Origin of the sequence: Variovorax sp. PvP013, from assembly GCF_050435945.1 — a bacterium.
Taxonomy (GTDB): domain Bacteria; phylum Pseudomonadota; class Gammaproteobacteria; order Burkholderiales; family Burkholderiaceae_C; genus Variovorax.
In genome coordinates this window covers 1-10,761 of record NZ_JBNDLF010000014.1, presented here as the reverse complement: position 1 = coordinate 10,761, position 10,761 = coordinate 1, and the positions used below count along the sequence as shown (strand labels likewise).

The 10,761-nt window shown below is 54.1% G+C and carries 7 protein-coding genes and 5 pseudogenes; 3 read left to right on the top strand and 9 right to left on the bottom strand.

Annotation, left to right across the window (positions count from 1 at the left end; all coding sequences use genetic code 11):
* The first annotated feature begins 398 nt into the window (after window positions 1-398).
* Window positions 399-920: a hypothetical protein gene (locus ABID77_RS21445; protein ID WP_429600369.1), complete on the top strand. Its 522-nt coding sequence runs from the start codon at window positions 399-401 to the stop codon at window positions 918-920.
* Between the two features lie 86 nt (window positions 921-1,006).
* Here the strand turns inward: ABID77_RS21445 and ABID77_RS21440 are convergent.
* From ABID77_RS21440 to ABID77_RS21415, 6 genes and pseudogenes are all read right to left on the bottom strand, one after another.
* Window positions 1,007-1,851: pseudogene (locus tag ABID77_RS21440) on the bottom strand (IS5 family transposase).
* A gap of 137 nt (window positions 1,852-1,988) precedes the next feature.
* The gene (locus ABID77_RS21435) at window positions 1,989-2,378 is read right to left on the bottom strand and encodes a hypothetical protein (protein ID WP_429600366.1); all 390 of its coding nucleotides are present in this window, start codon (window positions 2,376-2,378) and stop codon (window positions 1,989-1,991) included.
* Window positions 2,379-2,546: 168 nt separating this feature from the next.
* Window positions 2,547-3,359, bottom strand: a pseudogene (locus tag ABID77_RS21430) (IS5 family transposase); the annotation flags it as partial.
* Window positions 3,360-3,463: 104 nt separating this feature from the next.
* Window positions 3,464-3,689, bottom strand: a pseudogene (locus tag ABID77_RS21425) (IS5/IS1182 family transposase); the annotation flags it as partial.
* A gap of 132 nt (window positions 3,690-3,821) precedes the next feature.
* Window positions 3,822-4,235 (bottom strand): hypothetical protein, encoded by a 414-nt coding sequence (locus tag ABID77_RS21420; protein ID WP_429600364.1) that lies wholly within the window; start codon window positions 4,233-4,235, stop codon window positions 3,822-3,824.
* Between the two features lie 588 nt (window positions 4,236-4,823).
* The gene (locus tag ABID77_RS21415) at window positions 4,824-5,528 is read right to left on the bottom strand and encodes a hypothetical protein (RefSeq protein WP_429600361.1); all 705 of its coding nucleotides are present in this window, start codon (window positions 5,526-5,528) and stop codon (window positions 4,824-4,826) included.
* 568 nt (window positions 5,529-6,096) lie between these two features.
* Between ABID77_RS21415 and ABID77_RS21410 the strand changes: the two genes are divergently transcribed.
* Window positions 6,097-7,395: a hypothetical protein gene (locus tag ABID77_RS21410; RefSeq protein WP_429600357.1), complete on the top strand. Its 1,299-nt coding sequence runs from the start codon at window positions 6,097-6,099 to the stop codon at window positions 7,393-7,395.
* A 603-nt stretch (window positions 7,396-7,998) separates the two neighbouring features.
* Here the strand turns inward: ABID77_RS21410 and ABID77_RS21405 are convergent.
* The 3 genes and pseudogenes from ABID77_RS21405 to ABID77_RS21395 form a co-directional block, all read right to left on the bottom strand.
* A pseudogene (locus tag ABID77_RS21405) lies at window positions 7,999-8,468 on the bottom strand (transposase); the annotation flags it as partial.
* On the bottom strand, window positions 8,456-8,803 hold the full coding sequence (locus ABID77_RS21400; protein ID WP_429600354.1) for a hypothetical protein: 348 nt from the start codon (window positions 8,801-8,803) through the stop codon (window positions 8,456-8,458). The pseudogene ABID77_RS21405 and the gene ABID77_RS21400, both read right to left, overlap by 13 nt.
* Before the next feature lie 61 nt (window positions 8,804-8,864).
* Window positions 8,865-9,884 (bottom strand): helix-turn-helix transcriptional regulator, encoded by a 1,020-nt coding sequence (locus ABID77_RS21395; RefSeq protein WP_429600352.1) that lies wholly within the window; start codon window positions 9,882-9,884, stop codon window positions 8,865-8,867.
* A 458-nt stretch (window positions 9,885-10,342) separates the two neighbouring features.
* On the opposite strand from ABID77_RS21395, the pseudogene ABID77_RS21390 reads away from it, so the two are divergent.
* Window positions 10,343-10,761, top strand: a pseudogene (locus ABID77_RS21390) (methyl-accepting chemotaxis protein); the annotation flags it as partial.

The following is a 10,761-nucleotide window of genomic DNA, read 5'->3' as shown; positions in this document are numbered from 1 at the left end:
CCGAGCGACAGTTAAGGGTCTCGCTCCTCAACAGATTTGCTTAGCTGGGCGTACCTGCGACAGTACGCGGGGTGTAACCCCGCCTAGATGAGAGTCACTGCAACCTATTTAGGTCTGTATAACAGCGCTGTGTGGGTCGATCGCTTAAGCTGGGCACTTTATCGGTTTGTGGTGTAATAGATATAGATCTCATGATCAAAAATAATTAGGAGCTACTGCAAAGTCTCTTTGCATTTTACTTTTTTAAAAGCGATGGAAAAATTTCCAGCAATATTAAATTACATTGACAAATTGCACGTCAACTTGAAATATCAACTAGCATTGAAAAGATCCAAAATTATTTAAATTTTACTTTCATATATTGACTATTTTATTTACAGTAATATGCCTGTTATACCATGAAAAAAACTTTCTATTTATTGCATTATGTATTTCTCGGAGGATTTGCCGTGCTGAACAGCGGTTGCGCCTCATATGTGGAAACTATCCAACTAGATCCTGCCACCTTTTCTGCTGTTGGTAAACCGGTGGGTGGGGTGGTTTATTATGAGCCGGCTCTTATACAAGTAAGTCATACTTTTACCCAATTGATTGACAAAGATAAGAATTTGCTAGGTAGTGCGCCTCTGGGCTGCAAAGAGGTGGTTCAAAAAGAAGAGATTATTACTGTCGCAGATTATCAAAAACCGAGAGTTATACTCCATAAGCCCTCATGGTTTGCGACATCTGAGTTCAGTGTCACGTTAAATAACGGACTACTCGTTGGCTTGACTAACAAGTCCACACCGCAATCTCCCCAAATCCTAGAGCAGATTGTTGCAGGCTATGCTGTAGCCGCTGCACCAGTGGCTGCAATGGTAGCTATACCGGCGTGCAATGGCGGCCCTGTTATTAAAGCTCCACGACGCTTTACATACTAACGGCACTGTCGCATAAAATTGAATCAGGTAGCAGTGCCCCTACCCAGACAAAATCACGCTACGCGCACAGTCTCAAGCGTTCCCAGTCAGGTGAACCGGTTGAGGATAGAGACGCGCACTTGCAGTTCGGTGACCTAACGTTTGAAGTCTCAGGCTATCAACCGCTCATCCATTTTTTTGAAGCAGCCCATCTTGGTTTCCATCAGGCTGCGTCGGTGATAGCCGCTCCACTTCTTCCAGATCGTGCGTGCCAGCTCCCGGGGCGCCCTCAAGATCTCATTTCCTGCTCAGGATCCTGCCCGACTGTCCACCCAGGGCTTTGCATACTTGCGCGTTGGAATGCTGGCTAGGGTGTGTTGTGAGCAATGATCTCGTAACAAGGCCCTTATGTCATAAACGCTATCAGCGCTGACCGAGCGGAGCAGCTCGTCTTCTAGGATTTGGGCAACCAGCTGAGGCAGCATCGGTGCGTCGCCGACAGCGTTGTCGGTTACCTCGATAGCACGGATTTCAAGCGTCTGCGACTTTACGCCCAGATGCACCTGGCACCACAGGCGACTGACAAGTCGGCGCCATGCTTTTTATCTTTCATTCCCTTTTACCCAGCATTTTCACGGCCGTGCCGTCGACCAGGAGATGCAAACCACCTCGGCTCGGGTGTGCCGTGATTGTCACTCTCAGTATCTTCTGGCGTCGCGACAAAGTGCTGAAGTCAGGCATGTTCTAGCCGAACTGGATCAGCTTAAGGAGGCTCTTGGCCTAGCCGTTGACGCTATTTCAGGCCTAGGCCGAACATGCACTTTAAGGTCAGGCAGAACTGGATGGTCGCGTCGCTATAGCCCGCAGTCAAACCAAGGCGACTGCCAAGCGGAGCTTGCCATTCGAGCTTATGGTTTATCTAGACAGTAAGCGAGCCGCGACGTTTGAACAAAGCGTTGTGGGAGGGTTAGTTCGTTGTGAGGTACTGTGCCCGATACGCTTTCTTGTTATTTCGGGCTACTAAGATTGCGCACTTCGCAGGACGTTTCCTTAGGATTTGTGCAACGATGCCAGAGCAAATTACTGCCGTTACTCAAGACGACCTACTAATTTTTCGGGAGGACCGCCTGCATTGGCCATGCACTGAGCATCTATAAGACGCCCACTGACAGTTCCATCGCAAATCAAATCGGGAATTCCAACAGGACTTTTGGCCTGAAGCTTGATCGACAACCGGTTTCCATTGATCGAGTAACTAGAAAGATTCCGTTCTGCTCTTGCGCCGTCAGGCTTGGACCAAACTGCAAGACCATTTGCGAAGTTTATCGAGACATCCCAAGGGGGAGAGCCTTGGGGCGTTGATGTGCCAACAAATTTCATGTTGCCAATGTTCGCTTCGGTTACTTGCGCCCAGGCAAAAAGTGTAGTGCTAATCAATGCCGCAGTTAAACAAATACGCGTGAACTTCTTTACATGCATGTGGAAACTCCATCACGGTCAGAGTATTTATCTTTGCTAGCAACAAGGTACTCGGTTCATCTTGCGCCTGAATCGTAACGCGCGCAATAAGGATTTCCTCTTTTATGTGTATGCGGCGTTGTTGCATAAACTTAAGTTATTTTGCAGTGCCCCTTACCTCGGACGGAGTTACGCCACGCGTACTGTCTCGGGCGTGCCCAGCTGGGTAAACGGTTGAGGATCGAGACCCGCACTTGCAGCTCGGTGACCTGACGCTCTAAGTCCCGCGCCCTTACCCGCTCGCCCAATCTTTTGAAGCAGCCCATCTTGGTTTCCACAAGACCGCGTCGGTGCTAGCCGCTCCATTTCTTCCAGATCGAGCGCCCCAGTTCCTAGGTTGCTCTCAAAATCTCATTCCTTGCTCGAGCTCCCGCCCGGCTCTCGGCCCAGGGCTTTGCGTTTTTGCGCGTTGGGATGATGGCCTGTGGCGCGTCGGTGGGACATGGCTTCGTGACAGGCCCTGGTGTCGTAGGCGCCATCAGCACTGACCGAACAGAGCAGTTCGTCTTCCGGAATCTGCGCTGGCAACTGCGGCAGTATCGGCGCGTCGCCGATGGCGTTGTCGGTCACCTCGATGGCTCGGATCTCCAGAGTCTGAGCATCCACGCCCAAGTGCACTTTGCGCCACTGACCCCGATAGTCGGCACCGTGCTTTCTGATCTTCCATGCCCCTTCTCCTAGCATCTTCACACCCGTGCTGTCAATCAGCAGATGCAAACCACCTCGGTTCGGGCATGCCGTGATGGCTATTTTCAAGGTCTTTTGCCGTCTGGACAAAGTGCTGTAGTCGGGCACGTTCCAGTCGAACTGGGCTAGCTTGAGGAGACTCTCGGACAAGGCGGTAGCCTGTCTCAAGGCCAAGCCGAACATGTATTTCAAGGTCAGACAGAACTGGATGGCCGCGGCGCTGAAGATCGCAGACCGGCCAGTGCGCCCACTAGGTGTTGGCGCCAATGTAAAACTGACCCACTGCGCTGAAGTAATGCGACCCACCTGGGGGACGATGGCAGCCTTGTGAGGCTGCTGATGTTGACTCAGGAGCAAGCAGTGGAGATAGCCGTAGAGGTAGAGCTTGAGCAGCACCGCGAGGTGGTAGGCCGAACTGCCGGTCGCCGCGGGATCGGCACCGCTGAAGCCGAGGCCCTGCAGGTCGAGTGCTTCGACGAAGGCCTCGACGACCCGGACCGGGTTGTCTTCGCCGATGTAGTCGTCCAGGCACTCCGGCAGCATCGTCACCTGCTTGCGGTCCTCGCCTTCGATGAATCGCTTCATGCACCACCTCGATCCATGCGAATGCGCAAAGTCTAGTCAGGTCGGGGACGTTTTCACACAGCCTCGGCCCAAAGCGGAAGTAGTCTTTGCGTAGAAGCAGATTTGCAGGCCATCCGATCCCCTCACGCTAAATTAGCTCTCGACAGAACCTGTCTGCTCGACCCAACCGCTAAACCGAATCACGCGTTTGGTTACACGCCGACCTTCGCCGCTGGCTCCGACAGAAATCATTTCGTTTTCTGCTTTTAAACCGGCGTGACCCTTGCCCGAACCTTCGTAGTATTCTTCGATGACAACCTCATGTGACGTAGCAATGCGCTCGGCGATGGCAAGCTCCTGAGTGACGCGTGCTTGATGAGCTTGAAACTCCATGATCACTTTTTGCTTTTTGGCCTCTTCCTCAAGGGCTGATAGCCCTACATTTTCGGCCGTCTTTAACTCTTCTTGAGATGATGAGAGCGCCGAATATGCAGCCTTCATGTAGCTGGGAACAAACATTTCAAAAGCCACCTTACCGGCGATCGAAGCAATTTTTGCGGAATCCACCAATTTAAACTTCCTCAAAGCGGCTTAACGCCAAAATAGAATTACGGCAATACTGAGTTCTGCATTCGTTTGGAATTTCAATTCGTTCAAGCCTATTGGCTTGGACAATAAAATCAACTATTGATATATCGGCAAATTCGGAGGAACCTTTAGGACACGCCGTGTTAGTTGCAGGCATGAGATGCGCGAGCAACGACAAATGACCTTGGGTGCTTTATGCATTCGTCGGCTAGATAAGCAGGACGAGTTTTATTTTTTATGGGCCGATTAAATTGGTAGTCTGTAGATGCAGGAACTAGAATATTTTTCTTCTCGTATGGGAGCGGGCGCCAAATGGGGTGTGGTTGTCTGCAGGCTTTCGGTGAATGTTAAACGCAAAAGATAATGTGAAGGTCTGATAATGGCCGGCTGCGGCTAGTTAACAGTCTGCAAGCCGCTTAAATAGATCTTCATGTTGTTGATAGATGGTCTTCATCTTAGCGCGGATGTCCTCCTCTTTCACGCCAAATGACTCCTGCCTTGTTTTGCCACGTGACCGAGTCGACGCGGCCTGTTGGTGCTGCATTAGCTTTCATCGTCTGCGTTGCTTCACGACGTTCTAGTCATGTACCGGTCAAAGCTTAGGAGAACTTGGTCGTATACGAGCCTTCGGTTCTTCCGACAGCCAGGGTGAAAAGCGTTGATGAAGATGCAGTTCTCGCACTCGTGGATGCGATCCGACACCTTCGACATGGACGGATAGGCATGCGCCTTGAGCATGTCGTAAGTTCCGCCGCAAACCACAATATCCGGGTTGATGATGGCTACCTGACGTCGTAGGAAATCTGCATACTTTGCGGCGTGCACTTCGACGTTCCTGGTCGCACGCGCACTGCCAGTGGACTTCTTGATGTTGATGTAAGCGCACCCCAGAATTGCGTTTTTGCGCGCGCGGTGCGCTGCGTCGTAGCCGGCCACTTCGCTGGAGTAGTGGAGCAAACCATGCGCCCAGCGCCCTAAAGTATGAAAGGTCGGCCGGTCCCACATGGCGCTGGTCGAGTTCGGTGCTGTCGCTTTGCGCAGGAGTTCATTCAGCGCTCCATGCTCACCTTCGTATCCGTTCGGCTCTTTCAGCACAAAAAGAACCTTGCGTTTGGCTTTTCGCCAACCCTCCTCACAGACGATGCCGTCTTCGACAAAATGGCCGGCTTCTGCCACAACATGCGGGCGCCACTCGTTGAAGAGGACATCCATCGGGCTGTAAGCATGGGCGACTACCGGGCCGGCGTCGAGTGGCTGTGCGTCAAGATTCATTCCTCAAGCGTACAGCGTCGGCTTCTGGCAAGAATCACAGGAGCGTGACGAACTTCCGGTTCTGGACGCATTCCGCCGTCAGACGTGGATCAAGAACTTCAGGAGCCAGTAGCTCGTATGGCTCGTACAACAGCCTTTAGAACCGGCCCAGTAACAGATTCCGGAACCGCAATTGGGAAGATCAATGTCAGGAAGGCATCCAGGGCCACAGCAGGATCGCTGGCCACCAGCTGGAAGAGTTAATGCCAAAACAAACTCGGCGGCGTAAATTATTTTGCGCCGATGAAATTTGCACCTGAGATTATGTGAGTAATCTTAAGGCAATGAATGTGTTTGCAAACATTATTGATTTGCAATTTATCGACTGAAATCTAGAACTAAGATTGCTTCCGACTCGATCGGTGTCATAAACTGTTTTGAGTCAAAAGTCAACAAAACTGTATCTATCATCATTTCTAACTATGTTCTAGTTGACAAGAAACCGAAGTTTTAGATATTAATGATAGACCAGCCAAACTGGTTTTGCTGTCTTAAAAATTAATGGTTCAGTGTTGATGAAGGAGAACGCATGACGTTTTTCAACAGTTCGCTTCGACATAGCTTTTTTACGGTGACGCTGGTCGTCATATTGACTGGATGTGATCAAACGCCTCAAGGACTGACACAAGTAACTGAGCGAAGTTCGTCGCATGAAAAAACTGCACTAGATGTCCATGAAGCTGCGGGAGAGAGCACCAAACTCCTCGAATCCGCCCGGCGAGCAAACGAAGTCAAGAACGCTCGCGCAAAAGTTCTAGCAACGTGCGTTACTTACACTCACCACGAGCTAGACTCCCCAGTCAATGATTACCGAAGCCTGGAAAGTATTGGTGAAAATGGGGTTGCAGCGTGCAGACGAGCAATTGAAGAATTCCCAGAATCCATAGTAGCACATGAGCATTTAGCTAGAGCCTTGTTGGCGATGCGAAATCGGCCACCAGGACTTCCTAACAATGAAGCAGACGAAGTTACTGTAAGAGCAGCACGTGCTGGTTCCCTTTGGGCGCAATCGCATTCTCTCATTTTCGGTGTCGAGGAATTCGACCGCAGGACCCTTGTCCAGCGCTTGCACGACGTTGGTGCTGCTCGGCCGTATGAGCCGGGTCCTAAAGTGCTTCTCGCCCAAACCCTCATGGTCGTCAATGGCCAAATACTTCCGTATACCGCATTGCACCGACCGGCTGAGCTCTTGGAGGCGGCTTCCCGAATGTCTGGGGGGCCTGCCATGGTGTCGGCAATGGCCAGCCACTTGATGAGCTATGGCATGTGTGGACGTGCAGTGCCACCATGGTCAAAGGTTTTGAAGGAGCCAAGTCCGGACTTTGCAGGAGAAGAAGGTTGCGCGCTCATTTTGCGGATCGCCGCCAATGCGGATGACCCTGTCGCTCATCTTACGCTGGGTGTTCTACATCTGCGCAATGCACGCCAAGCTGGCGCAGGCCAAAACAGTAAGGCAACCGCACTGGCCCGTTTCGAAGAATCAAAGCGCGCGGCAAAATCACACTTTTCCAAAGTCGCCCAATCAAATTCGTTGCTGAGTGATTTTGCAAAAAATCTTCTAGTCAAAGTTGACGGTGTACAAATGGTAGGTCCTCAGTCAGAAGAGTTAGGCGCCAACATTCTTTTAGGGCTCCTAGGACTGGCGCTTTCATCACAGTCGGCTCCTGAAGCAAATAACCCGCGCTCGTCTAATGAAAGGGTGTTGGAAGAGCAGGCAGAACGACGCAAGCAAGAATGTGCCGACGCGAAGGCTAGGGCCGCTTTTACCAGTCCTGACGGCTCGAATGAGGATTGGGGCTTGCGCCATCGTGCTACAAATTGCTCTTAACAACCCTGTTTTCTGCGAGTGGTAGCAACTGGCCTGCAGGGGGCATGATCTATGGTTTATCAACAAAACGATTGGTTGGACGGCTGACCAGAAAGTCCGCTTTGGGCTTAAAGCCGACATGGCGGCAACGCCAGAGCAGACATTCCCATGCCTGCGAAGCCGATCACGGATTCCTTCTGGCTGCGGCTTCGTGACTTTCCAAGAGCCGCTGGAGACTTGCACGCTCCCCGTCTGAAAAACCGTTCTCGAGGTCGACGACGATACCGTTGATGAGGTCGCAGTCGGCGTTGTTTCGAATGGTTCCTCGATCGAGGATGCGCTTGCACGATCAAGCGCATCGACGTCGGACCTCTGACGCAGTTATCGATCCGGAAGCGCGAAGAGTCTGGTCATGGGCCGCCACGCCGGCTGTCTGCTTGTCGCTCGACTCCCGATGACGTCGTACGCCGCTTGGCGAAGCCCCTCAGTGCCTTTGACTTGCCTTGCCTTGCCGCTCGATGATGCCCGTACACGCGGTTTCGATGTCGAAGGTTGAGGTTGGGGTCACGTCGAGACATGGGTCATGCAGAAGGACCGGAACGCCAGTAACTCTTGGAATTCGCGCTCGACCCGGATCCCGTGGGTCTGCTCGATCGCTCCGGCGCACTGCCCGGCGTACGCACCATCGGTCTGGAGCCGTTCGACGGCGGGAACCTTGTCGACAGGCCTGCGCCACGACGTCGGCAGCGCCATCGCGGTCCTGCACGCTGTCAGTGGTCACCGTCATGGCTGGCAGCAGCCCGAGCGTGTCCACCGCGATGTGGCGCTTCCTGCCTTACCCTTTCGCCGGCGTCATCGCCGCATTCGCCACCCTGCGGTCAGGCAGGGTCGGACTGCGCGTCGATGACCGCCGCACTCGGTTCGGCTGCGCGGCCCATGCGCTCTCGCCACTGCTGGCGCGACCGGTCCCGCATCTGCTCGAAGGCGTCGACTTCGACCCGGCGCTTGTGGCGTGCCGGCGCACCGCAGCTGCCCTCGGGCCGCTTGGAAAGGTCGGCGACCACGTGCCATTGGGCATCGGTCAGTTCGGTGCTGTATCGGCCAGCCTGGCGCCGTGCGCCGCGGGGTCGTCATGGCGCTTGGCCACAGCGATCGGGGCGACTGGCTCGACCGGTTCGCCTCGGGCCTGCCGCGCTGGCATCGAACGCACGATGTCTTGCGCACGCAGCGTTCGGCGGACGGTCGCAGTGCAGGCGCGAAGATCGCCGAGGCGATCGAGTTCGTCAGCGAGTTCATCGAGTGTCGCGTGCGGCATCCGGGCAACGATTGCACTCGACAGGAGGATGTGTTGCGGTGTAAGCGCCACAAGCCTGCCACCTCGGTTGACCGCCTTCTCGCTACGCTCGGGCCTGTGCTTCGTCGTCGCCATTTCCTGCATCGAAGGCGGACGACCCGCAATGTTCAGGCCGGTTGATTTCGTCTGCGCCCTCTCAGCTTTTGTGGCCGCGCCGCAGGGTGACGGAGGGCAACTCTCCAAAGACGTCCGCGTAGCTCGCCGAGAACACTCCGTGATGAGCGAAACCCCAGCGGTACGCGACGTCGACCACCCGACTGCCGGGAGCGGCCTGAAGCAATTCGCTGCGTGCGCCCTCGAGACGCAAGCGCTTGAGATACTGCATGGGCGTCATGCCACGAAACTTGCGAAAGCCCGTCTGCAACGATCGAGGACTGGTCTGTGCCGCGCGCGCGATGTCCTCCAGATGAAGCGGCTCGGTGAGCTTGGCGTGCATGAAGTCGATGGCGCGCTTGACGTGCCGAGGTGCCGGCAAGGGAGTACGGCGGCCCAGGAAGTCCGAGTAGTTGTGCGGCATGGTCTCGACGAACATCGAGAGGATGGAAGACTTGAGACTGGCGACCGCCGTTGGCGCAGACAGCAATGGCGCGGTGCCGCGTGTCCCGTTCATGATCGCTTGCCCAACGGCGAAGAGCAGTCGGGCGGCGCTTGATTTCTGATCGAAATAGGGTGCGAACTTCACCCTCTGGCGCAAGGGTTGTTCCGTCAGAAGAGCGATGTGGCGATGCAGTTCGTCGCTGCCCAGAACGATGCGCTGCAATCCTGTATGGGGGCGGAACGTCGCCTCGCTGACGCTCTGCAGATCGACGATCACCCCGGTGTTCGCGGGAGAGACTAGTTGGCCGAGGGTGGCCGTGCCGACCGACAGGATTCCGGTATTCAACAGTGACATGCCGTAGCCGTCGAATGGTTCGTTGAACATCATCTCGATGCCCGAATGCGAACTGGCCGTGCCCGAATAGACACCGCCAAATATCACCATCGTGGCCTCGAATGCGAAGAGTTCCTTGTTCTTGGGTTTTACCGTCACCGAATTGAACAGTGACGACAGAAAGGACTGTGTTTCCTCCAGATCGCTCGACTGCAGCGAAACGCGATGAGGTCGATGAAGCACGAAGTTCTGGTCGTCCTTCGGCGGGTCGACTGGCTGGTTCATGGGGATGCAGGGATATTCTTGGTTTGAGCGGATTCGTGACATGCACTCCCGCATACCTCGGTGGATTCAGCGTTCACTTTGCAGGTGGCATGCCATCGCCTTCGAATCCTTCGTTTCTCCGGGCCAGCTAGGGTGAGGAGCCAGGGGGCATGACCAACGATTGATGATCAATCTTCGATTGAGTATCGATCAACGTATTTTCTGATATCGCTAAGACAGGTTGGAATTTCGTTCAAGACTGAATCGAATCATCCTTTGAATAACTAGTACTTTATTGTTCAAAATGTAAGGATGATTTTTAGTGCATCGATTGAGTTGCGCAAAACTGAAAAAAGTTTCGCGATCGTGTCGATCAGATGACAACCAGGCTCAAGAGGGGGCAACTTCTGACCGATGCAGGGATATCGAGATCGCGTGCGGCGTTCTCGAAGAAATCTCTGCCCCTCTGAAAATTTCCCATGAAGAGACTCTCCACCCATCAGCTTCTTGTCTGTACCTTCACTGCATTGGCGATGCTGGTCCTGCTGGTGAGCCTTCTCGCCACGCGCGCGTTGAGTGGCTCGAACGATCGTTTCTCGGGTTATGTCCATGGTGTCGCCGAGCGGCAGGGTCTGATCTCCGACATCAGGGCGGCGGCCAATCGCCGAGCCATTGGCGTGCGCGACATGGCCCTGATCGACGTTGCCGTGGAACGCAATGCCGCGAAAGCAGTGGCCGTTGCCTCGAACAAGGAACTCCACGCGGCGCTCATGAAACTGCGCGATGCGATGAACGGTGATCCCGACATCCCGGAGCGCGAGCGGCTGCTGTTCGCCAAGCTGGAGAAGCTGGAGGCCCAGTACGAGCCGGTCGCGCTCTCCATCGTCGAGCTGTCGTC